Genomic DNA, 25,184 nt, shown 5'->3' with positions numbered 1-25,184 from the left:
CTGTCCATGTTACTACTGTTTCGCCTCCACATGCATCTGGTGCTCCTGGATTATCGATTACTATATCTAAATTACAACCACCTGTAATAGTACCTGTGGCTACCCATGCATCAAACGCTGCATTCACTTCATCTTGAGTTAAGCATGAGCCTACTCCTGAATCTCCTGGTACATTCGCTTCGATTGCTGGTGCTGGTTCTACACTGAACGTTGCACTTCCTGATATTAGTTCAGCACAATCACTTGCAGCAAACCAAGTTACAGTAGTACTACCACCACACGCATCTGGTGCGCCTGGATTATCAATCTTAATATCTAAATTACATCCACCTGTAATAGTACCTGTGGCTACCCATGCATCAAACGCTGCATTCACTTCATCTTGAGTTAAGCATGAGCCTACTCCTGAATCTGATGGTACATTCGCTTCGATTGCTGGTGCTGGTTCTACACTGAACGTTGCACTTCCTGATATTGTATCTGCACATGAACTTGTTGCTGTCCATGTTACTACAGTCTCTCCTCCACATGCATCTGGTGCACCTGGATTATCGATTACTATATCTAAATTACAACCACCTGTAATAGTACCTGTGGCTACCCATGCATCAAACGCTGCATTCACTTCATCTTGAGTTAAGCATGAGCCTACTCCTGAATCTCCTGGTACATTCGCTTCGATTGCTGGTGCTGGTTCTACACTGAACGTTGCACTTCCTGATATTAGTTCTGCACATGAACTTGTTGCTGTCCATGTTACTACAGTCTCTCCTCCACATGCATCTGGTGCGCCTGGATTATCGATTACTATATCTAAATTACAACCACCTGTAATAGTACCTGTGGCTACCCATGCATCAAACGCTGCATCTACTTCATCTTGCGATAAGCATGAACCCACTCCTGAATCTTGTGGTACATTGGCTATAATATCCTCTGACTCTATCCAAGTATATGTTATACTCAAGGCTTCAGCAACATTGCCACAGGCATCTGTATAGTTTGCTGTCCATGTTTGGGTATAATTACAGCCATCTGCTACTGGACCTTCAGTCTCGCTTTCTAAATCCATGTCTCCGTCCATGCAATTATCGTCCACCTTGAACATTGGTGGTACGATCTCTGGGTTACAGCCTAAATCACCGCTCTGTGAGTCTGATGTAATTACTGGCACCTCCGTATCTACTGTCCAAGTGTATGTTACACTACATCTTTCAAAATCATATGTTTCATTACCGCATGAATCAATTGCAGCAAAAGTATATGTTACACTTCTATCACAACCTTCATCATCTAAAACAGTATCATAAACAAACACCTCTGATGAGCCGAAACAGTTATCATCGGTATCAACAAAATCAATTAAACTTTCTCCTGTTGGTATTTCTTTTGGATTACAACCCAAATCGCCTCCCTGTAAAGCTGTACATATAACTTTGGGCGGCAATGTGTCTTGTGTCCAAGTATATGTTATACTAACTGGCTCATATTTAAGTCCACATTTATCAGAAAAGGTGGCTGTCCATGTTTGACTATAACTACAGTCAAAACCTCCTGCATTTTGGGGTCCTTCTGTAGAAACAATAATTAAACAATCTGCCTTTGAATAAAATTCAGGCGGAACAACTTCAGGATTACATCCTAGACTCCCACTTTCGGCATCTGTTTCAATAATAGCATTTTGAGTATCTCCAATATTATTTTGGCTGATTGTTAGTCTTTGACCAAAACTTTGAAAAGAACCAAATGCAAAAAATAAAATAACCATAAATGAGAATAAGGATTTAAAAATACCTTTACCATTTATGGTTTCACTAAATCCATTAAGGATTGAATTTTTAACTGAATTCCTACAACAAGAACTCAATTGTTTGCTGGTAACCTTGTACATTAACATAACATTTTAGTTTGATTAATAATGTGTTACACAACATAGGAAGGCCTTAAATAATAATAGTCCTTGATTATAAAAAACAATCAAAAACTTGAAGTTTTATGAAGTAAATTGAGGCATTTAATTGCTATTAATCAAATGCTAAAAATCGAAAGTTGAACAAATTTTTCATTCATTCAAAACGAATATAGATAATTAAGACTCTGTTTACAAAGGAAATTAGATAATCTACAATTAAATTAGATAAGCTGTAAATTACACTTAAAACATTTCATTTGGCTCAATATTTAAATTCTTAAGAAAAAATATTGAAGCTTCAATATCTTTATAAAGTTCTCTGTCATTATGAACCAAATTAACTTCATCTCTAAAAATATTAACTAAAGATTGAAGAAATTCCGATGACTTTAGTGGCTTTCTAAACTCTAATGCTTGAGAAGCATTAAACAACTCGATTGCCAGTATTCTTTCAATATTATTGACCAATGTATAAGCTTGAGTTGCAGCATTTGCACCCATGCTCACATGATCCTCTTGCCCATTACTAGACACAATACTATCAATACTTGCAGGGCTTGCAAGTTGCTTATTGGCACTTACTATACTTGCTGCGGTATATTGCGGTATCATAAATCCAGAATTTAAACCTGGATTTTCTACTAAAAATGCTGGCAACCCACGTAAACCTGAAACTAATTGAAATGTTCGCCTTTCAGAAATGTTTCCTAATTCTGCCATTGATATCTTAAGATAATCTAATGCCAATGCTAATGGTTGACCATGAAAATTACCTCCAGAAATTATTTCATCTTCTTTACTGAATATATTAGGGTTATCGGTTACAGAATTAATCTCTGTAATAAACGTTTTCCTTACAAAATCTAAAGTATCTTTTGTTGCTCCGTGAACTTGTGGGATACAGCGAAACGAATATGGGTCTTGCACATGCTTCTTCTCTTGAGAAATCAATTCACTTCCTTCCAAAAACTCTCTTATTCGCTCTGCCGTTTTTAATTGGCCGTTATGTGGACGCACTAAATGAACCAACTCATTAAAAGGTTCAATCCTACCATCAAAAGCTTCAAGGGAAACACTTCCTATTAAATCGGACAAATAAGACAACTTATACGATTTTAACAAAAGATGAATACCATAAGCGCTCATAAATTGTGTCCCATTCAACAATGCCAATCCTTCTTTAGACTGTAATTGAATAGGCTTCCATGAAAACTTGTTTAAGACTTCTTCAGCATTACAAATTTCATTGCCTAAATACACTTCTCCCTTTCCAATTAGTGGTAAAGCCATATGGGCCAAAGGCGCTAAATCGCCTGAAGCACCTAATGAACCCTGTGTGTACACAACAGGCAAAACATCTTGGTTATAAAAATCCAATAACCGCTGGGCGGTTTCCAATTGTACGGCACTATGACCATAACTCAAAGACTGAACTTTTAAAAGCAGCATTAACCGTACTATACTTTTAGGAAGCCTATCGCCTGTACCACAAGCATGGGACATAACCAGGTTTTCTTGTAATTTAGTAAGGTTAGCTTTTGAAATTTCTACATTATATAACGAACCGAAACCCGTATTAATACCATAAATAGGTTTATGTTCAGCTTCTAATTTGTTATCCAAATACGCTCTACTAGCTTTGATTTTCAGAACAGATTCTTCTGAAAGTGCCAATTGTTTATTGTTTACTACAATATCAAAAATTGTGTTTAAGTCTAAAGGCTTACTAGATATATAATGTATATTCTCCATGGTTGATAAAAATTGTTCCAAAAGTCTATATTCAATGGTAATTATGCAAACAATTGTTAATAATTAATGAATTTATAGTTATAAATTATATTTTTGAAAAAATCAATACATTAAAACCCATGAAAAAAAGCCTATTAGCATTATCTGCATTTGCAATAGTGGCCTGCCAAGAAGATGCTCCTAAAGATTATGTAACACTTACTGGAACTATTACAAACCAGAATAGCGATTCCCTAATTGTAAGAAGTAGAAACTATAGTAAAACAATTGCTGTTAACCCAAATGGAACATTTAGTGATACCTTAAAGGTGGAAACAGGAATTTACTCAATTTTTGATGGTGCCGAAAGCACCAATGTCTTTCTAAAAAACGGTTATGAACTTGACATGAGCCTAGATACTAAAATGTTTGACGAAACAGTTAAATATGAAGGTATTGGTTCTGAACAAAGTAATTTCTTAGCGCAAAAATCTTTAAAGGAAGAACAACTATTAGATTTTGAAGCATTAAGTGCTATTGAAGACATGGAAACCTTAAACAAAACACTAGATGGTATAAAATCTGAATTAAGTGAATTTTATACATCCAACAAGGAAATAGATTCAACTATAACCAATAGCTCTATTGAAACTCTAGAACCAATGCTTAGTTCTTATAAAAGGTATATTGGTCAATCTATTGCCTTAAAGCAAGAACTGCCAAAAGGCTCTGAATCACCGGCATTTACTGATTATGAAAATGTAGATGGGTCTAAAACATCGTTAGCTGATTTAAAAGGCAAATACGTGTATGTTGATGTATGGGCAACCTGGTGTGGTCCTTGTAAAGCAGAGATACCACATTTAAAAGCCATTGAAAAAGAATATCATGACAAAAACATTGAATTTGTAAGCCTTTCTGTAGATGACGGTCGCGGATATAAAGCAGAATCTAAAGAGGAAGCTGCAAGTCTAGCAAAAGAAGGTTGGAAAAAAATGATTGCAGAAAAAGAATTGGGTGGTATTCAAATTATCGCACCTGAAGGATGGCAATCTTCATTTGTTCAAGATTATAAAATTAGTGGTATCCCACGCTTTATATTAATTGATCCAGATGGTAATGTAGTTAACCCAGACGCACCAAGACCATCTAGTGACAAGCTTAAAGAATTATTTACCGAATTAAATATATAATTCAAATAAAAGTTATCAATTAAAAAAGCCACGTTATTGTGGCTTTTTTAATTGTAGTTATTTAGATTTTTCATCACCATTCCCTTCTACTTCTGGCTGTTCGGGTTGTTCAAATAAACTAATATAAGCTTCTCCAAAGGCTTCAATAATATGTGAAGCTATTAAGCTTTGATAACCTAAATCTTCAACTGCAATATCGGCAGCCTTTCCATGTAAATACACACCAAATACCGAAGCTGCTAATGGGTCATATCCTTGGGCAATTAATCCAGTTATTACTCCTGTAAGCACATCTCCTGTTCCGGCTGTTGCCAATCCTGGATTTCCACTGGAGTTTATGTACAATTTATCTCCAGAAACAGTAATTGTGTTAGCTCCTTTAACAACAACAATAAGTTCATGATCATTAGAAAGCTTTTTTACTTTTTCTAATTTATCAAAATCATCATGCCACTTTCCTATCAACATTTCCAATTCTTTTGGATGAGGTGTTAAAACCGTATGCTTAGGCAAATACTCCAATAACTCTTTATCTCTAGACAATAAGTTAATACCATCCGCATCTATAACTAAAGGAACTGTATTGGCTTTAATAAAATTCTGAAATGCGATTTTAGTTTCGTCATGTACACTTAGGCCTACCCCAATTCCAATTACATTGGCAATAATATTAAAATCTATATTAGAAATATATTCATCAGCTACATCTGTTAAAACCATAGCTTCAGGAAAGGATGTCTGCAAGGGAATATAACCACATTTTGGCACATAAGCAGTTACCAAACCTGCTCCTGAAGTTAGTGCTGCTCGACTGGCCAAATTTACAGCTCCTATTTTCCCATAACTACCTCCAATTATTAATGCATGCCCAAACATACCTTTATGAGAAAACTTATCACGTGGCTGGTAAATGGGCAATACTTCATGCTTCCCTATTAAATCGACCTCTGTTGCTGTTGACATTAGGTACTCTCTGTCTATTCCAATATCCAATACTTCCCATTGAACCGTGTATTTAGCTGTGTCTGGCAAAAAAAATACTAATTTAGGAGATTGAAAACTTAAAGTATATCCTGCCCAAACCACATTGTTCTCATCGTCAGGAACCTTGTCCGTTTTTAACCCTGATGGGATATCAATTGACAGCGTAAATGCTTTAGATTGTCTAAAATGCTGAAATAAATCAATAACCCAATCTGCCGCTGGTCTATTTAATCCTATTCCAAACACGGCATCTATTATTATATCTTGAGGGTCTACCCTAGGCCTTTCATCATCTCTTCCCAATAAAGTAGGCCACTCTTTAGTGGTTTCCTTTATACGCTCGTAGTTGATTAAGAAGTCTTTTGAACGTTTATCACTATAATTTACTATATACGTTTTAACATTATAACCATGGGTTATTAAATGTCGAGCCACAACCAAGCCATCACCTCCATTATTACCAATGCCACAAAACACATGAATAGGTACCTGTGCCCCTTGCATACGCATGTGTATCCAATTAAATATTTGTGTTCCTGCACGCTCCATGAGTTCGGTAGATGTAATGTTTTGTCGTTCAGCTGTTAGCCTATCACCTTCATATATTTGCTCTTTTGAAAAAATCTTCATTTATAAATTTGTTTTTAATCGATGTTTATGGTATTCAGTCCAAAAAAAACTGATTTATTTTTTTATAACTGTAAAAATAATACTTTTGATAGTACAGACAGTTATATGATTATTTCTAAAAACATAGAACATAAAATTACCACAAACAGATTTCCTGTTTGTATTTCTAATGTTACTACCACTACCCTTTGGGGTTAGTTTCTATTTTACTCCCGTACTTATTTTGTAAGCTTTTTACAATCTCTATCCAACAAAAATAAAATTTATTAATCTTCAAACGATTAATTATGAATGTATTAAAATTTGGCGGCACTTCAGTAGGTTCCTCAAAAAACATAAACCAAGTCATCAATATTTTAGAAAATTATGCTAAAACAGAACCGCTTGTTTGTATAGTTTCTGCTATTGGAGGTATTACCAACAAACTTTTGGAAGCTGGTGAACTTGCTCAAAACAAAAATGAACGCTATCTGTCTGTTTTTAAGGATATTAAAAACATTCATTTAAACATATTGTCTGAATTGGGTTCTAATCAAAATACTACCATTAAAGAATATTTAGAAACCAAGCTAGAAGCTCTAAAAAGCTTATTGGATGGCATTTATTTAATCAATGAACTGTCTCCAAAAACAACCGATAAATTGACGGGGTTTGGCGAGCTTCTATCGTCGTATATCATCACTGGAGCTATGAACGCACGTGGCATCAATGCAATCAGAAAAAATAGTCAAGAACTGATTATTACCGATTCCAATTTTACTAAAGCTGAAGTTAATTTTGATATTACAAATACGAACATCCAATCTTACTTCGCAAACTCCAAGCAATCCATCACGATTCTACCAGGGTTCATTTCCCAATCGGAGAATGGCGAACAAACAACTCTAGGTCGTGGCGGATCTGATTTTACTGCAGCTATCATTGCAGCGGCATTAAAAGTAAACAGACTGGAAATCTGGACCGATGTTAGCGGCATGTATACGGCCAATCCTAAATTGGTCAAGCAGGCCTACCCTATTAAGAATCTATCGTATCAGGAAGCAATGGAACTCTCCCATTTTGGTGCTAAAGTACTTTATCCACCAACTGTTCAGCCTGTGTTAGACCATAATATTCCGATTCATATAAAAAACACCATGGAACCAGAAGCGTCTGGAACGGTAATCTCCAATGAGTATACTAATGGTAAAACAACCGTAGCACGAGGAATCAGTCATATTGATAATATTTCACTACTAACCCTTCAAGGTAATGGCATGGTGGGTATACCAGGCTTTTCAAAGCGGCTGTTTGAAACACTCGCCATAGAAAAGGTGAATGTCATATTAATTACCCAAGCATCTTCCGAGCACTCTATCTGTTTCGGGATTTCTGAAGATGATATCCTGAAAGCCGAAAAAGCTATCAACTTGGCATTTGACAATGAAATAGCCTTACATAAAATTGATCCTATTCTTGTTGAGAATAATCTAGCCATTATTGCACTTGTAGGCGATAATATGAAAAACCATCAAGGTGTTAGTGGTAAATTATTCAGTGCATTAGGCAAAAACAACATCAATATTAGGGCTATTGCCCAAGGCGCTTCGGAAAAGAACATATCAACTGTAATCTCCCAAAATGACGTTAAGAAAGCCCTAAACACTATCCATGAACGCTTTTTTGAAGACCAAAATAAACAGCTCAATGTCTTTATAACGGGTGTTGGTAATGTTGGAGAACGTTTGGTAGAGCAAATAAAGCATCAGCGTAAATTCTTAAAAGAACAGCTCAAAATAAATCTACGGGTGATTGGTCTATCCAATTCACGCAAAATGATATTTGATGATTCCGGTTTACCTCTTAAAAATTGGAAAGAAAATTTGGAAAACGGCGAGCAAGCAACGTTACAAGACTTTTTAGAACGTGTAAAGATTTTTAACCTGCGTAATAGTATTTTTGTTGATGTAACTGCCAATGAAGCCGTCGCCAATATGTATGAAGCTTATTTAAAGGAAAGCATTGCGGTGGTAGCCTGTAACAAAATTGCTTGTTCCAGTAATTTAGAGAACTATCAAAATTTAAAATATTTATCTAGAAAATACAATGCACCATTTCTTTTTGAAACGAATGTTGGTGCTGGATTACCGATTATTGACACTTTGAATAATTTAATAGCTTCAGGCGATAGAGTAACCTCTATTCAAGCTGTGCTTTCTGGAAGTTTAAACTTCGTGTTCAATAACTTTAATGATCAAACCAAATTTCATGATGTGGTGAAACAAGCACAGTATGAAGGCTACACAGAACCTGACCCTAGAATTGATTTAAGCGGTGTTGATGTAGCACGAAAAATTCTTATTTTGGCAAGAGAAAGCGGCACAGGCGTGAATTTAGAGGATATTCAAAACAATTCATTCTTAACTAAAGCAAATTTAGAGAGCGATACTGTCGATGATTTTTATCAGACTTTGATTAATGATGAAGCTCATTTTCAAGAATTGTACGCATCAGCTAAATCTAAAAATTGTCAATTAAAATATGTTGCTGAATTCAATAATGGTCAAGCACAAGTTGGACTAAAAGAAATCCCTGAAGGTCATCCTTTTTATAATTTAGAAGGCAAGGACAACATAGTGATGTTTTACACCCAACGTTACCCTGAACAGCCTATGATCATTAAAGGGGCTGGTGCTGGAGCCAATGTGACAGCTTCTGGTTTGTTTTCAGATATTATAAGAATTGGCAATAACTAATTATGGATAAAATTATAATTTTTTCACCTGCAACTGTTGCCAATGTCTCCTGTGGTTTTGATGCTTTAGGACTCGCTTTAAATGGAAAAGGTGATAAAATGGTTTTTACAAAACGTCAAGACAATCAATTAATCATTACCAAAATTGAAGGCGCCAATCTCCCCTACGACATTGATGATAATTTAGTTGGAACCGTCATAAAAGCCATGCTCCAAAAACTGAATTTACAGTTAGGCTTAGACATAGAAATCTATAAAGGTTTTAAGCCTGGAAGCGGATTAGGTTCCAGCGCAGCCAGTGCTGCTGGTACCGCTTATGCTATCAACGAATTATTGGGAAAACCATTTTCAAAAACCGAATTGGTGCAATTCGCTATGCTGGGTGAAGAAGCAGCGTGTGGCTCACAAATTGCCGATAATGTTTCAGCAGCCTTGTTTGGTGGTTTTGTGTTGATAAGAAGTTATGATCCTTTGGAAGTCGTCAGTTTACCTGTTCCGGATGATTTATTTATAACCGCATTACATCCACAGATAGAAATTAAAACGGAAGATGCACGAAATGTTTTACCTAAAGACATTCCATTAAAAAGTGCTATTACCCAATGGTCAAATGTAGGTGGGCTTATCAGTGGACTCTACTCGAATGATTACGACCTTATCAGTCGGTCTTTACAAGATGTTATTGTGGAGCCTGTTAGAAAAAAACTCATTCCCCATTTTGATTCAGTTAAAAATACCGCACTACAATCTGGTGCTTTGGGAGCTGGCATTTCGGGAGCTGGACCAACGATATTTGCCTTGTCCAAAGGTATTGAAACAGCCAAAACCGTTGAAGAATCCATGCGCAAAGTATATTCGAATACCGACATTGAATTTTATACTTTTACATCTGAAATTAGCGTTGATGGCGTTAAAACAATTACTTGAATGAACTTTTACTCATTAAACAATAAATCCAATAAAGCTACATTTAAAGAAGCTGTTATCAGAGGCATTGCTCCCGATAAAGGCTTGTATTTCCCGGAAAGCATCACACCTTTACCAAAATCGTTTCTTGAAAATATTGATACACTTTCTCATACTGAAATAGCTTTTGAAGCCATCAAACAGTTTGTTGAGCCAGACATTCCAGAAACGGTATTAAAAGAAATTATTCACGAAACGCTATCCTTTGATTTCCCAATAGTCAATATCAACAATCAAATTTCTACACTAGAGTTGTTTCATGGTCCTACAATGGCATTCAAAGATGTGGGCGCTCGATTTATGGCGCGTTGTTTGGGCTATTTCAACAAAGACAATACCAACGAAGTTACCGTTCTGGTTGCCACGTCTGGTGATACTGGTGGTGCTGTCGCCAATGGTTTTTTAGGTGTTAAAGGTGTTAATGTCGTTATTCTATATCCTAGCGGAAAAGTCAGCGATATCCAAGAAAAACAGTTAACTACTTTAGGACAAAACATTACTGCTTTAGAAGTAGATGGTGTTTTTGACGATTGTCAGGATATGGTAAAGCAAGCCTTTTTAGATACAGATATTACCAAACACAAACAATTGACCTCTGCCAACTCCATTAACGTTGCTAGATGGTTGCCTCAAATGTTCTATTTTATGTTTGCTTATAAGGCATTTCATAATAAACACCAAGATATCGTTTTTTCAGTACCAAGTGGTAATTTTGGTAATATTTGTGCAGGTATGATGGCACAACAGTTGGGTTTACCTATCAAGCATTTTATTGCCTCAAACAATGAAAACAACGTCGTTACCAATTATTTAAATTCTCAAAGTTATAATCCCAAACCTTCAGTACAAACCATTAGTAATGCTATGGATGTTGGTAATCCCAGCAATTTTGTCCGAATTCTGGAGATTTACAACAACAATTTTCAAACATTAAAAGATAATCTTTCAGGTTTCAGTTTTTCGGATGTTCAAACACGAGTAGCCATGAAAGAACTGTACACTAATTATAATTACATAGCCGACCCTCACGGAGCCGTGGGCTATTTAGGCTGTAAAGCCTTTTTAGAAAACAATCCCCAAAGTCATTGTGTGTTTTTGGAAACCGCGCATCCAACCAAGTTTTTGGATGTAGTTGAAGAAACCGTAAACACCCAAGTTACTTTACCTAAACAGATTCAAGATGTAATGGGCAAAGACAAACACAGTATTAAAATCGCCACTTATGGAGACTTAAAGAAATTCCTGCTTATGAATTAAAATAAATGAAACTTAAGTAAACGCTATTATCTTATGACAACCATACTAACCGCTACTGGCATTGATGCCAAAATGCTCTCTGAATTAGGCAAGCAGACTTTTTTGGAATCCCACGGACACAGTGCTTCCAAAAAGGACATTACCAATTATGTGAAAACCAAATTTGCTATTGCCGAATTTGAACGTGAGCTCAAGCAAACCAAAAACCATTACCACATTCTATATCACAACGAAACACCTATTGGCTATTCCAAATTGGTATTAAATGTTTCTGGTAAAAACATTCCCAATAAGACCACTACTAAACTAGAACGGCTGTATGTCCTACAAGAATATCATCATCTTAAATTAGGATTGGAACTTTTTGATTATTGTGTGACTTTTTCTAAAAACCACCAACAGTCTGGCATGTGGCTTTACACCTGGGTAGAAAACCAAAAGGCCATTTCTTTTTACAACAAAGCCGGTTTTAAAATTGTGGGCAGTTACGATTTTAAAATTTCAGACACCCATTATAATCCCAATCATCAAATGCTGTTGACATATTAATACCTTTTTTTGTATCTTGACTAATAAAAACCTCTATTATGAAAAAAAACATGGGAACAGCAGACAAAACCATTAGACTCTTGGTTGCTGCAGTCATTGCCGTACTGTATTTTACAGGAAACATTTCAGGAACATTAGGAATCGTGTTACTAGTTGTGGCTATAGTTTTTGCCCTAACAAGCTTTATGAGTTTTTGCCCGTTGTATAAACCTCTTGGGATTAATACTTGTTCGAAGAAGTAGACTTCTATTAATCTTCAAAAAATCTAAAAAAATAGTCCATAATTTGATTTAATTATGGACTATTCTTTTAATCCAACTTCGGCAATACAAAATCATCCAAAGCACTTTTTTCTTTCATCAAGGCTTCAATCTCATCAGATTGCCGTGGTGCTTCACCAGATAAATTAACTGGGCCATTATCGGTAATTAAAATATCGTCTTCTATACGTACGGCAATTCCCCACCATTTTTTATCGCAAGGACTACCATCAGGAATATAAATACCAGGTTCTACGGTAATAACCATGTTAGCCTGTAATTTTCCATAATCACCCGGGTCGTGTACATCCAATCCTAAATAATGTGAAGTCCCATGCGGAAAATATTGACGTGCTTGAGCCTCATTTTCTACAATACCTAACTTCACCAACCCAGCATTAATTACTTCGCGCGAAGCCATATCAACAGAACCAAAAGCATTACCTACAACACTTGCAGCAATGCCAGCTTCTTGAGCTTCATAAACAACATCATAAACGGCTTTTTGCTCTGGTGTAAATTTCCCATTGGCAGGAATGGTTCTTGTTACATCTGCCGAATAACCGTGATATTCAGCACCTAAATCCATAAGCACTAAATCGTTTTCTACTTTCATTTTGGAGTTTTCTATGTAATGTAACACACATCCGTTATTTCCGGCTCCTACAATACTTGGATAACCTTCATACTCACTACCATACTTTTTATATACATACTCGTGTATACCTTGAATTTCCAATTCAGACATGCCAGGGTGCATGGCTTTCATTATTTCACGCTGTCCCATTGCTGAAATACGAACAGCCTTGGTTAGCAACACCATTTCTTCTTCTGTTTTAATTTGGCGTAAACTAGCCATAATGGTTGATAATGATTTGGTATCCAAATTACTTTTAGGTGCTTCCGATTCAATTTTAATAACCTGTTGCTTTAATTCAATACGGGTTTTATCATCAGTTGCATTCACATAACTAGCAATAACCTCATCGTTTTTCAGTTCAGGAAAACGCTCCAAAGCCTTTCCAATAGTCTGGGCAACATTAGCACTGTTCTCAACTTCGGTTACTTTAATCATTTCGTAAACATGGTTTTTTATTGGATCTTCTTCAACAAACAGTTTGTGGTAATTCGATTGGGCTTTAAACGCTTCTATCAAACTATATAAATCAGCTTTATTCCGTTTAGAATCGCGATAATCATTATTAAAATTGTTGAACATTACTCTATCAAAACCACTAAAATTAATCCCAGAATTAGCAAATTCCGCGCCATTATAAGCCACATCAAAACCTAATTCATTTTTAGCCCCTTCAATTCCTAAACGTCTTCCTGTCCACTGCTCAGCTTGAGGGTTACGTTCTTGTACATATAAAACTTCATTAAACGTATTACCATTATCATCGGTTTGGTTTTCCTTAAAAACTACCAAAACCGCATGTGGCTCTTTATAACCCGTTAAATAATAAAAATTAGGATCTTGATGGTACACATAATCAACATCATTGGCACGATTTCTCACTGGATTGGCAAAAAATACCGCAATGCTATTATCTGCCATTTTTGAACGTAATGATTCACGCCGTTCTTTATGGAAATCTGAACTCAAATAATCGGCAGGAACACCATCTTGAGCCGTGATAATCATTGGAAAAAGAAATAAACAAAGGGTAAATAATTTTAGTCTCATTATGAATTGGTTTTAAGAACTCTAAATTAATTTTTAATTGTGAAAAGCAAGGTGTAATCAAAAAAAATTAACAAAGTTTTAATTGTAGAATATCAACCAAATCCTGAAATAAAACAGATAATTTTCAATACTTTTGCGACACAACAAAAGTCTAACTAATCGATTTCTACATAACCCTTATAGAGATATGAAAAATACTACTTTAACCGATACACACATTGCTCTAGGCGCCAAAATGGTTCCGTTTGCTGGATATAATATGCCTGTTCAATATGAAGGCGTTAATATAGAACATGAAACCGTTCGACATGCTGTTGGTGTTTTTGATGTGTCCCATATGGGTGAATTTTTAATTGAAGGACCTAGTGCTTTAGATTTAGTGCAAAAAGTAACCAGTAACGATGCCAGTAAACTTTCGCCAGGAAAAGCACAATACAGTTGCTTCCCCAACGATAATGGTGGTATAGTAGACGATTTAATTGTCTACATGATTAAAGAAAATCAGTATTTATTAGTTGTAAATGCCAGTAATATTGAAAAAGATTGGAACTGGATTAGCTCAAAAAACGATGTTGGAGCTACGATGCGTAATTTAAGTGACGACTACTCCTTATTAGCAATACAAGGCCCTAAAGCTATTGAGGCTATGCAAAGTTTAACCAGTCATGATTTATCTGAAATTAAGTTCTATAATTTTGTTGTTGGTGATTTTGCAGGTATAGAACATGTTATTATTTCTGCTACCGGCTATACTGGAAGTGGTGGATTTGAAATTTACTGTAAAAACAGTGAGGTTAAACAAGTATGGGACAAGGTTTTTGAAGCTGGAGCTGATTTTGGCATCAAACCTATTGGTTTAGCTGCACGCGACACATTGCGTTTGGAAATGGGTTACTGCCTATACGGTAATGACATTGATGACACAACCTCTCCTTTGGAAGCAGGTTTGGGATGGATAACAAAATTCACAAAGGTATTTACAAGCTCTGATAAACTTTCTGAAGAAAAAAAGCGCGTTCTAAAACGCAAACTTGTAGCTTTTGAATTAGATGGAAAAGGAATTCCAAGAAGCGGTTATGATATTGTTGACAGTAATGGTAAGCTTATTGGCAAGGTAACTTCAGGAACTATGTCACCTTCACTAAAAAAAGGTATTGGTTTAGGGTATGTTGCTCCGGTTTTTAGCGATTTTGGAAGCAAAATACATATACAAATACGTAAGAATGCTGTTCCCGCAACAGTCATAAAATTACCGTTTTATAAAGGGTAGTTTGTTTTTTGTAAGGATTTAATGAAGGAGATAAGTAACAAGCATCGTATTTTAATATTTGGAGCCAGTGGCTTTATAGGCTATGCCATATACAAAGAGCTTTGCGGTTACTTTAAAACATTTGGAACCTACAGAACTCCAAAACAAGAGTTTGTAAAAAACAAACAGTTTATTCATTACAATGTTGAAGAAGACGATACCTATGAAATATTAGACCTCGTTAAACCAACGATTATTATTTCAGCTTTACGCGGTGATTTTAATGCGCAAATTATTGCCCATTCACACATGGTTGAATATATGAAATTGCACAAAACCAAAATGCTTTTTCTATCATCTGCAAATGTTTTTGATGCCTACAGCAAATATCCTAGCTATGAAAACGATAAAACCTACAGCAACAGTGTTTATGGATATTTTAAAATTAAACTGGAGAATATGCTCATGCGACTGCCAAAACGTCAAGTCGCAATATTGAGACTGCCAATGGTATTGGGTAAACACTCACCTAGAGTTGAAGAAATCAAAACATTACTTAAAGCAAAAGAGCCTATTGAAGTATTCCCAAATTTAATCATGAATGTTACTTCAGACTTCAAAGTTACCCAACAAATACATTATATCATCAACCGAAGTAAATACGGCATATATCATTTAGGCAGTCAAGATTTGGTTCATCACGAAGAGTTTATTGAAGAGATCACTCATGCCTTACACTTGGGTAAAGCAAAATTTAAGCGTGTTTTCACAACAAATGACGATAGATATTTAGCCGTTTTACCAAAAGACCATTTGTTACCTAAACATTTACAACTACAAAGCAAAGAGGTCCTTAAAGAAATACAGCTGTAGTTTTTATTTGCTTAAGTATTTCATTATTTTAGGGTATCCAAAAAATAAATTATGAAAAAATTAGATCCACAAGAGATAGAAAAAAAAATATTACGTTTTCCCGACTGGGAATATTACGATAATGCACTACACACCGAATTTGAATTTGACAATTTTAAAGATTGCTTTAGTGCCATGAGCCGTATAGCTTTTGAATGCGAAGCCCAAAATCATCATCCAAATTGGACTAACGTTTATAACATTCTATCTATTTCATTATCAACACACGATGCTGGTGGAGTAACCGATAAAGATTTTAAACTGGCTGAAGCTATTGAAATGATTGTTGAAGTACAGGAATAATAACTCCCTTTTTTTTACTATTTTTCGCTTCTAATTACCAACCACTGATGATTTTTAACATTAGAAGCCTTGCCTTTTTTTTTATTACCATTCAAGCTTTTGGGCAAAATAATAGCCTTTTCTGCAAGCAAATTGAAGCAGTAAATGATATGGTAAACAAGCATCATTATAATCCAAAACCTATTGATGATGATTTTTCAACTGCAGTCTATCATTTATTCATAAATAAATTAGATGATAGACAGGTTTTTCTTACCCAAGAAGATTTACAAAATTTTGGTAAAGACTCATTGCTCTTGGATGACTATATAAAAAATAAGGAGTGTAATTTTATCACCAAATACACTTTAACGCTAGAAAACCGAATCATTCAATCAAAATCAATACTTGAGAACCTCAAGAATCAAGTATTGGATTATACAGGGAAAGATACTTTATATTTTGATGCAGACAGAAAAGTAAAATATTTTAAAAGTGAAGCGCACCAAAAAAGATATTGGAATAAGAGACTTCGGTATGAGATAATAACAGATATTATTGAAAAAGATTCAATACTTTTAGATGCAAAAGCTAACTTTAATGCCTTGGAACAAGAATTAAAGCCAAAAATTATTCAACAGCAGATATGTGTTTTAGATGAACTTTTAAATCAAAATGGCGGCCTAGATCGATACGTGAAGGAAATATTCTTAAATGCGTTTTTGCACTATCAAGATCCGAACTCCACATTTTTTAATGCTTCTGAAAAAACACAATTTGAAACCTCTGTTTCCAACAGTCAATTATCATTTGGGCTTTTTACGGGTAAGAACAAGAAAGGTGAAATTATTATTACTTACATACAACCTGGAAGTTCTGCTTTTAAACATGGTACTTTAGAAGTTAATGATGTTGTTAAATCCCTAGAATCAAATAGTGATATTTTAGAAACCTATTGTGTTTCTAATAATGATGTTATGGCTTTTTTAAATAATTCCAAACATAAAACTGTAAGTTTAGAATTAAAGAAGCAAAACGGCACTATTCAAAAAGTTAAGCTTACAAAAATTAAGTCAGATGTTGAGACCAATAATATTACAGGTTATATTATTAAAAATGATGAAAAAAATATTGGTTACATTAAAATTCCAAGATTTTATACAGATTTGGAATCTCCAAATGGTTTAGGAGTTGCTAATGATGTCGCCAAAGAGCTGTACAAACTTCAAAAAGAGTCAATAAATGGTTTAATAATAGACTTAAGGTTCAATTCTGGTGGTGCAATGAAAGAGGCTATTGATCTATCAGGAATGTTTATAAACAGAGGTCCTTTGGCTATTCTTAAATATAATAATGGTGAACGCTTTACAATTAAAGACTCGCAAAGAGGAAGCATGTTCAACAAACCTATGTTAATTTTAATAAATGGCTATAGTGCTTCTGCGTCTGAATTTTTTGCCGGAGCAATGCAAGATTATAACAGAGCTGTCATAGTTGGCTCTCATAGCTATGGTAAAGCCACTGCACAGATAATACTTCCTCTTAATGATGATTCGAGTTATGGATTTGTAAAATTGACCGTAGAAAAGTTTTATCGCGCTACTGGAAAAAGTCATCAACAAGAAGGCATAAAACCTGATATTAAACTACCATCGGTTTATGATAATTTTGATTCTGGTGAAAAAAACATGCCTTATTCGTTAGTTAACGATACCATAAATCCACAATTAAAACCATTAGTTTTAAAAAAAATTCCGCTAAAAAATATTGCCAATAAAAGCTATTTAAGACAAAAACAAGACAGCAGCTTTTTAAAAATAAAAAGTTTGAACACTTCAATTTTAAACAAGTTAATCCACAAGAAAAAGCAATACCCATTAACCCTCAATAATGTTTATGATGATTTTAATGAATTTAAAACCATTTGGAATGCCTTTAATTCGCTAAAACTAGATGAAGGCGCTTTTATAATAACCAATACAAATTCTACAAATGAAATTATTAGTTACAATGATGAGAACAAACAACAAAACCAAGACCATTTAACAAGACTTTCAAAAGATATTTACATCAATGAAGCTCAACAAATTTTAATCGATATTATTAATCTAACCAACAATAATTAACATGAAAACCACTTTCAAAACTTTATTAGCTATAAGTTTATTCACCATTTCATTTAGTTCTTTTTCTCAAAGTTTTTCGAATGCTTCTGAATATTTAGATTTTGTAGCCGAGGAGCAAGAAGAAATCACAAAGAAAATGTGGCGTTACACCAAAGCCCTAGCACACAGTAAAAATGACAGAAATATTAATAGTAAACGTAAAGCATTGATAAAAACTACAGAACAAGCTATTGCAAAAATTCAAAAAGCCGATGGTTATGACGGTGACGAATATAAAAACCAAGTGCTTAAGCACATGCGCTTAAATGAAAGTCTACTCAAAAACGAGTATGCAGAAATTATTGATATGAAGTCGGTTGCAGAACAATCATACGATTTGATGGAGGCTTACATACTAGCTCAAGAAATGGCTGATGAAAAAATGAAAGAATCCCAAATGGAATATGAAACAAACTTTTATGCTTTTGCTGCTAAAAACAACATAAACATTATTGAAAGTGAAAGCGATTTAGGTAAAAAAATGGCCATTTCCAATGAAGTATTCCAACATTACAACAAAATGTACTTAATTTATTTTAAGGTTTACATTAACGAGGTATACCTTATGGATGCCCTCAATAATCAAGACGTCAGTGCCATACAACAAAGCGCCAATGCTTTAAGCCAAAGTGCAAAAGAAGGATTAGAAATTTTAAAAACGGTTGAAACCTATAAAAACGACAATTCTATAGTTGAAGCCACAGAATATGCCTTTAATTTTTTTATAGACGAAGCTGATAACCAAATTCCAAAACTTGTAGATTTCCTGATACTTAATGAAGACTTTGAAACTATTAAAACGACTTTGGAAAAGACGCCAGAACGTAAAAGGACAAAAGAACAAGTAGATACTTACAATAAAAAAGTAAAAGAAATAAATAAAGGTGTTAAAACCTATAATAACACTAATCAAAGCTTAAATAGTGATAGACAAAAAGCATTAAATGGTCTCAATATGGCTAATGAAAAATTTTTAGCGAGACATATTCCTAACGATTAGGTTTTTTTTAAATTTGTCACTAGAATTTTTAAAAAATTAACAGAATATGGGAAGAGCTTTTGAGTTTCGTAAAGCACGAAAAATGAAACGTTGGTCTGCTATGAGCAAGGCCTTTACAAGAATTGGTAAGGATATTGTTATGGCTGTTAAAGAAGGCGGCCCTGATCCTGACAGCAATTCACGATTACGTGCCGTTATACAAAATGCAAAAGCCGTAAACATGCCAAAGGACAATATTGAACGTGCTATTAAACGTGCGAGCGATAAAAGCCAAGGCGATTATAAAGAAGTAATTTTTGAGGGTTATGCTCCGCACGGTATAGCCGTTTTAGTTGAAACTGCAACAGATAACAATACAAGAACCGTTGCCAATGTTAGAAGTTATTTTAACAAGTGCGATGGCAGTCTAGGTACTTCAGGTTCTGTTGTTTTTATGTTTGACCATACCTGTAATTTTAAAATTAAAGGTGAGGAACTTGATTTGGAAGAATTGGAGTTAGAACTCATAGATTTTGGTGTTGAAGAAATTTTTGAAGATACCGATGAAGATGCTGATGGCAACCAAGTGAATAGCGTTATGATCTATGCGCCTTTTGAAAGTTTTGGAAAAATACAATCGTATTTAGAAGAAAATAACATTGACATTTTATCTTCTGGATTTGAACGTATTCCTCAAGTCACCAAATCTTTAAATGCCGAACAAGCTGCTGATGTTGAAAAATTACTAGAAAAACTAGAAGAGGATGATGATGTTCAAAACGTGTATCACACTATGGAAGAAACTACAGATTAAAAAAATCCCAGATAAATAAATCAAAAAATCCTAAACATCTCGTTTAGGATTTTTATTTTTATAGGAAACAATTAACGATTACTAACGTTATATTAACAAAACTTGTCATGACATTTAGAAACATTAACCTAATTTACAGTCTTTTGTTTTTACTAACCTTTACCTTATCTAGTTTTTCTCAAAGCATTTCTGGCAAAATACTTTCTGAAAAATCTGAACCCATTCCATTTGCTACCATTCAAATTGGTGAAAATTATGGTGTAATTTCTAATGATGAAGGTAATTTTTCAATTTCTACCGCAGATTTTAAAGCTACAGACTCTGTAACTATTTCATGTCTGGGTTACGAAAAATTAGGAATGCAACTGCAAGAATTCATATCGCAGGATTATATACTTAAAGAACATCTAAATGAACTTTCTGAAGTGTATGTAACAGACCGGAAACTCGGTGTAGATTCTATAATGTATTATGTAAACAAAAACTTAAACAAAAACTATAAAGTAGATTTACAGGCAATTAAATTCTTTGGAAGGCGTACAGATTATATAGTTGGAAAAACTGCTGATTTTGAAATAGAAAAATCATCAAGCTTTAAGAAAAAACAACTTGAAGCCTTTAACAAAGATTTTGATGCTTTAGAACAATCACTAATAAACAATAAATCCAAGCAGTATACTGATGCCATTGCCACACTATATATTTTGAATGCTAACAAAGCCAAACTAGATGTGGAAAAATCGGTAAGGCTTTTAGACGAAAGAAACGACCAATCTTTGGAGAAATTAGCCGAAAAGGGCAATGACATTGTACTAAATCATTTAGATAGAGATAAAGTGTACACCGTAAAGTCTGGATGGTTTAAAGTTTCCGATTCTGTATCGTTAGACAATAGAAGTGACAAAATGGGTGACAGCATAAACTCAGCAAACAATGTAAAAAACGCCACATTTGGCATGATAAAAAATAGCATTTTCTCTGGTGACGAACCTGAATTGGATTTCGTAACTGAAAGCAAAAAATATAAATATGAACTAAAAGACCTTACTTTTTTAAATAATGAAATAGTTTACATCATAAATTTTAAGCCTAAACGAGGTTCGGCAAAATATGTGGGAACATTATATATTTCCAATGAAACATTTGCCATAATACGAGCAGATTATAAGTTTTATGAAGGGCGTGTTGGTGAGAAACTGAATTTACGTCTTATTTTAGGTATAAAATATGTCGAGCAAAACAAGTCGGGATCCATATCATACAAAAAACGAGATAATGGCTTATACTACCCCTATTACATTAGTGAGCAGGTTGACCGGTATTTTTATGTTAACAGACCTATTAAGTTTATTGATAATGATAACAGCAATAATAAAGTAGCGTTTAATTTTAAAATTGAGGGTGTTTTTAAAGAGCGCTCTGAAATGCTAACTATGGAGATTGATGATATTATTTCTTCGGATTACCAAAATGCTGTACAAACCAAAGCTATTGAATTTCAAAATATTAAAAAATACGACCCTTCAATTTGGTCCGATTACAATGTATTGGAACCTCTAGAAGATATGAAAAACTTTAAAGTTGAGGAATAAAAACGAAAAAGCTACTTGTTAAGTAGCTTTTCTTTTGGATAAATGTTTCTTTTTAGGGACAAAAAAGTTTACTTTATGTTTCATTTATCCTTATACTATATTTGACAAATTTTATGCCAAATTGTTACGAATACTCTGGAATTTTACCTTTAACGCCTTCGTAGAATTTTTTCATAAAAGCAAAATCGGCTTCCATATCATTTGTAGGATAAAATGGCTCTGAAATTTTATTTTGTTTTTTTCCAAAATCAAGGGTAAACATAATTATAGGCACTTTAGCTACTTTAGCTATATAATAAAATCCTGTACGCCATTTTTCTACTTTTTTCCGTGTACCTTCAGGAGCAAGTGCTAAACGAAACTCATCGCGTTCTTGAAATAATTTTGCTATAGCATCAACTTTATTTTCATTTGAACTTCTATCAACAGGAGCTCCACCAATGGATTTTAAATACCAGCCAAATGGTCCAACGAACAGCTCTTTCTTTCCTATGAAATTTGCTTTAACTCCAATTACTTGGCGTAAAAGAAGTCCAATATAAAAATCATGCCAACTGGTGTGTGGCACGGCTATTAAAACAGCTTTTTTTATTGTGTCTTGAGACATATTTGTGTTGCCAACTACCTTCCAACCCAATAGTTTAAAATAGATGAATTTGGCCAACCGTCTCATATTACATTTTTGAGTAAAGTGATTTTAATTTCTCTCTTGTAACTTTCTTTTTCCAATTTTTACCAATGGCATTTTCCCACAAAGGTTCCAAGCTTAAAGCGACATCAATCATAATATCGAATTCTGCATCACTTAAATCGGCACAAAGGCCTTGCGGCAATTCAATATCATGTTTAGCTTTCATATCCTTAAAAATCTTGACACCTTCTGGGTAATATTCTTCTAAATGATCAAAAACTATACAGTTTCCAATACCATGTTTGGTTCCCAATAAGTACCCTAATCCATAACTCATGGCATGAGCTACTCCTACTTGAGAATACGCTATACTCATGCCGCCATGCCAAGAAGCCATCATTAATTTATCTTGAGCTTCTTCAGCAGTTAAACTATTTTCAAGAAATATTTCTAAACAAAGTTCTAAAGCCTTCTCTCCATAACTCTTACTAAAAGCGTTTAAAAACGTTCCGTTTAACGATTCAATGCAATGAATATAACAATCCATACCCGTAAAAAACCATTGTTCTTTAGGGACATCCTTAGTTAACTCTGGGTCAAGAATAACCTGGTCAAACGGTGTATAATCTGAGTTAATTCCCAACTTTCTTTCTGGTCCTGTCAACACAGTAGTTCTAGAAACCTCTGCTCCTGTACCAGAAATTGTAGGAATACCAACATGATAAATAGCTGGATTTTTCACTAAATCCCACCCTTGATAGTCTTTAGCCGAACCATCATTGGTTAACATAATGGATACAGCTTTGGCCAAATCCATGGTTGTACCACCTCCAACTCCTATAATTCCTGAAGGTCTTTCGTTAAATGAAAGTATAATTTCTTCAGTTAGTTTATCTACTTGCGAAGTTTTTGGTTCCTCTTCAGTTGGAACATATATTAACTTATCTTGATAAGCCAATGGAATCCTTGAGGTTAACCAAGAATTACCTTTAAAAACATCATCTACAAGAAATATAAAAGGCGCTTTAATATTACGACGCTTTGGAGCAATAATATCTCCTAACTGATTAAAACTGCCTCTTCCAAATATAACTCGAGAGACCATAGGGTAATTTTTGTAACTCATGTAATTGTATTCTTTAACAAAAATAAAAACATAGTTGGATATACCTTTATTAATTCAAACTTTGTTTTCTACATTCTTTAATTCTTCATAAACACTACAAAAGTTCATTTAATTCCAACAAACTATTTATAGTTTTATAGGCTTTACCATTTTTCTCTTCGTCGCTCACTTGTTCATGTGCCCAAGTTGTATGAAACGGAATATGAATGGCATGCGCTTTAATATTAATGAGTGGTAAAATATCTGACTTTAATGAATTACCTACCATTAAAAATTCTGACGGCTTTATATCTAGGTGATTTAACAATTTTGAATAATTGTCTTCTTTTTTGTCACTCAACACCTCTATATGATGAAAATAATCCAACAATCCTGACTTTTCTAATTTCCGTTCTTGATCTAATAAATCACCTTTAGTGGCAACAATAAGCCTATAGTTTTTCGACAAATTCTTTAAAACCTCTTCTACTCCTTCCAACAATTCCACTGGTTTATTTATCATGTCCTTACCGATATTTAAAATAGCATCAATAGTTTTGTTCGATACTGAATAATTGGATAATTCCAATGCCATTTCAACCATGGATAACACAAACCCCTTAACACCATAACCATATAGCGACAGGTTTTTCATTTCCATTTTAAAAAGCTCCTGGTCTATTTTATTCATGGTTTCGTAAGGTGACAACAGCTTTGCAAAAGCTATTTCAGCATCACGAAAATAGGTTTCGTTTACCCACAGGGTATCATCGGCATCAAAACCTATTACTTTAATATGTTTATAATCTATTTCCACAATTTTTTTGCCCGTTCCAAATCTTCAGGTGTATCAATTTCCACACCTTGAATATGGGTTTCTACCATTTTAATTTTCTTACTGTATTCCAAATATCTAATGCATTCTATTTTCTCTGAAGCTTCTAAAGACAACATTGGCAAACGATAAAAATCTAATAAAGCCTCTCTTCTAAATGCATATACTCCCTTGTGTTTATGATATTTTACCACTACCGACTTATCTCGAGGGTAAGGAATTGGGCTTCTTGAAAAATATAAAGCAAAGTTGTTATTATCAACAATTACCTTAACCGTGTTTGGGTTATTTATCTCATCTTGGTCAGTAATATGCACCATTAATGAGGCTAAATCTATTTCCTTATCATCATCATCCTTAAATACAGCAATTAACTTCTTGAGCGACTCAACTTCAGTAAAAGGTTCATCACCTTGAACGTTTACTACTATATCAACGTCATTCATAAACTCCACAGCTTCTGCTATTCTATCACTACCACACTCATGCTCTTTCTTGCTCATAATAGCCTGTCCTCCATTATTTACTATTTCATCATAAATAATAGAACTATCTGTAACCACAAAAACATCATCAAACAACGCTGTTTTTACAGTTGCTTCATAGGTACGTAAAATAACCGGTTTCCCTTCTAAATCCTGCATGAGTTTCCCAGGAAAACGCGAGGCTGCATATCGAGCAGGTATCATGGCTATTATTTTCATAATTTGCTATTAT

21 protein-coding genes are annotated in these 25,184 nt (G+C 34.3%); 13 read left to right on the top strand and 8 right to left on the bottom strand.

Annotation, left to right across the window (positions count from 1 at the left end):
* Together K7G76_RS15310 and hutH are read right to left on the bottom strand one after the other, a co-directional pair.
* The coding region (locus K7G76_RS15310; RefSeq protein WP_223035088.1) for a hypothetical protein at positions 1-1,891 on the bottom strand (1,891 nt) is incomplete at its 3' end.
* 264 nt (positions 1,892-2,155) lie between these two features.
* A complete protein-coding gene (gene hutH, locus K7G76_RS15305; protein WP_223035087.1) occupies positions 2,156-3,664 on the bottom strand; it encodes a histidine ammonia-lyase in 1,509 nt (502 codons plus the stop codon).
* 119 nt (positions 3,665-3,783) lie between these two features.
* Here hutH and K7G76_RS15300 point away from each other — a divergent pair, with 119 nt between their 5' ends.
* Positions 3,784-4,836 (top strand): TlpA family protein disulfide reductase, encoded by a 1,053-nt coding sequence (locus tag K7G76_RS15300; protein WP_223035086.1) that lies wholly within the window; start codon positions 3,784-3,786, stop codon positions 4,834-4,836.
* Between the two features lie 57 nt (positions 4,837-4,893).
* On the opposite strand, the gene K7G76_RS15295 is transcribed toward K7G76_RS15300, so the two are convergent.
* Positions 4,894-6,450, bottom strand: a complete 1,557-nt coding sequence (locus K7G76_RS15295; RefSeq protein ID WP_223035085.1) for an NAD(P)H-hydrate dehydratase — start codon at positions 6,448-6,450, stop codon at positions 4,894-4,896.
* 287 nt (positions 6,451-6,737) lie between these two features.
* Here K7G76_RS15295 and thrA point away from each other — a divergent pair, with 287 nt between their 5' ends.
* From thrA to K7G76_RS15270, 5 genes are read left to right on the top strand one after another with little or no spacing between them, the layout of a single operon-like run.
* Positions 6,738-9,185 (top strand): bifunctional aspartate kinase/homoserine dehydrogenase I, encoded by a 2,448-nt coding sequence (gene thrA, locus K7G76_RS15290; RefSeq protein ID WP_223035084.1) that lies wholly within the window; start codon positions 6,738-6,740, stop codon positions 9,183-9,185.
* Positions 9,186-9,187: 2 nt separating this feature from the next.
* Entirely contained in the window at positions 9,188-10,111 is a 924-nt protein-coding gene (locus K7G76_RS15285; protein ID WP_223035083.1) for a homoserine kinase, read from the top strand.
* Complete coding sequence (gene thrC / locus K7G76_RS15280) at positions 10,112-11,407, top strand: threonine synthase (protein ID WP_223035082.1); 1,296 nt, start codon at positions 10,112-10,114, stop codon at positions 11,405-11,407.
* A gap of 33 nt (positions 11,408-11,440) precedes the next feature.
* Complete coding sequence (locus K7G76_RS15275) at positions 11,441-11,956, top strand: GNAT family N-acetyltransferase (RefSeq protein ID WP_223035081.1); 516 nt, start codon at positions 11,441-11,443, stop codon at positions 11,954-11,956.
* A gap of 38 nt (positions 11,957-11,994) precedes the next feature.
* A complete protein-coding gene (locus tag K7G76_RS15270; RefSeq protein WP_103052852.1) occupies positions 11,995-12,198 on the top strand; it encodes a YgaP family membrane protein in 204 nt (67 codons plus the stop codon).
* A 67-nt stretch (positions 12,199-12,265) separates the two neighbouring features.
* On the opposite strand, the gene K7G76_RS15265 is transcribed toward K7G76_RS15270, so the two are convergent.
* A complete protein-coding gene (locus K7G76_RS15265) occupies positions 12,266-13,903 on the bottom strand; it encodes an aminopeptidase P N-terminal domain-containing protein (protein WP_223035080.1) in 1,638 nt (545 codons plus the stop codon).
* Positions 13,904-14,090: 187 nt separating this feature from the next.
* Between K7G76_RS15265 and gcvT the strand changes: the two genes are divergently transcribed.
* The 7 genes from gcvT to K7G76_RS15230 all read left to right on the top strand — a co-directional run bounded on the left by gcvT (position 14,091) and on the right by K7G76_RS15230 (position 21,896).
* Entirely contained in the window at positions 14,091-15,173 is a 1,083-nt protein-coding gene (gcvT, locus tag K7G76_RS15260) for a glycine cleavage system aminomethyltransferase GcvT (protein WP_223035079.1), read from the top strand.
* A gap of 21 nt (positions 15,174-15,194) precedes the next feature.
* The gene (locus K7G76_RS15255; RefSeq protein ID WP_223035078.1) at positions 15,195-16,025 is read left to right on the top strand and encodes a sugar nucleotide-binding protein; all 831 of its coding nucleotides are present in this window, start codon (positions 15,195-15,197) and stop codon (positions 16,023-16,025) included.
* Positions 16,026-16,076: 51 nt separating this feature from the next.
* Positions 16,077-16,367, top strand: coding sequence for a 4a-hydroxytetrahydrobiopterin dehydratase (locus K7G76_RS15250; RefSeq protein ID WP_223035077.1), 291 nt, complete (start codon positions 16,077-16,079; stop codon positions 16,365-16,367).
* A 47-nt stretch (positions 16,368-16,414) separates the two neighbouring features.
* Positions 16,415-18,472, top strand: a complete 2,058-nt coding sequence (locus K7G76_RS15245; RefSeq protein WP_223035076.1) for a S41 family peptidase — start codon at positions 16,415-16,417, stop codon at positions 18,470-18,472.
* 1 nt (position 18,473) lies between these two features.
* On the top strand, positions 18,474-19,511 hold the full coding sequence (locus tag K7G76_RS15240) for a hypothetical protein (protein ID WP_223035075.1): 1,038 nt from the start codon (positions 18,474-18,476) through the stop codon (positions 19,509-19,511).
* A gap of 46 nt (positions 19,512-19,557) precedes the next feature.
* Positions 19,558-20,304, top strand: coding sequence for a YebC/PmpR family DNA-binding transcriptional regulator (locus K7G76_RS15235; protein WP_223035074.1), 747 nt, complete (start codon positions 19,558-19,560; stop codon positions 20,302-20,304).
* Between the two features lie 107 nt (positions 20,305-20,411).
* Positions 20,412-21,896 (top strand): carboxypeptidase-like regulatory domain-containing protein, encoded by a 1,485-nt coding sequence (locus K7G76_RS15230; protein ID WP_223035073.1) that lies wholly within the window; start codon positions 20,412-20,414, stop codon positions 21,894-21,896.
* A gap of 124 nt (positions 21,897-22,020) precedes the next feature.
* Here K7G76_RS15230 and K7G76_RS15225 read toward each other — a convergent pair whose 3' ends face one another.
* From K7G76_RS15225 to kdsB, 4 genes are all read right to left on the bottom strand, one after another.
* A complete protein-coding gene (locus K7G76_RS15225) occupies positions 22,021-22,569 on the bottom strand; it encodes a 1-acyl-sn-glycerol-3-phosphate acyltransferase (RefSeq protein ID WP_223035072.1) in 549 nt (182 codons plus the stop codon).
* A 1-nt stretch (position 22,570) separates the two neighbouring features.
* Entirely contained in the window at positions 22,571-23,653 is a 1,083-nt protein-coding gene (locus tag K7G76_RS15220; protein ID WP_223035071.1) for an iron-containing alcohol dehydrogenase family protein, read from the bottom strand.
* A gap of 94 nt (positions 23,654-23,747) precedes the next feature.
* Positions 23,748-24,449 carry an HAD family hydrolase gene (locus tag K7G76_RS15215; protein WP_223035070.1) on the bottom strand — a complete coding sequence of 234 codons (702 nt, stop codon included), beginning with the start codon at positions 24,447-24,449 and terminating at the stop codon, positions 23,748-23,750.
* The gene (kdsB, locus tag K7G76_RS15210; RefSeq protein WP_255573050.1) at positions 24,440-25,171 is read right to left on the bottom strand and encodes a 3-deoxy-manno-octulosonate cytidylyltransferase; all 732 of its coding nucleotides are present in this window, start codon (positions 25,169-25,171) and stop codon (positions 24,440-24,442) included. Before kdsB ends, K7G76_RS15215 begins: the two co-directional genes overlap by 10 nt.
* Between the last annotated feature and the right edge of the window lie 13 nt (positions 25,172-25,184).

Source organism: Hanstruepera marina, assembly GCF_019880635.1.
Taxonomy (GTDB): Bacteria; Bacteroidota; Bacteroidia; order Flavobacteriales; family Flavobacteriaceae; genus Hanstruepera; species Hanstruepera marina.
The sequence above is the reverse complement of the archived record's forward strand: the minus strand, read 5'-3'. Positions and strand labels throughout refer to the sequence as shown.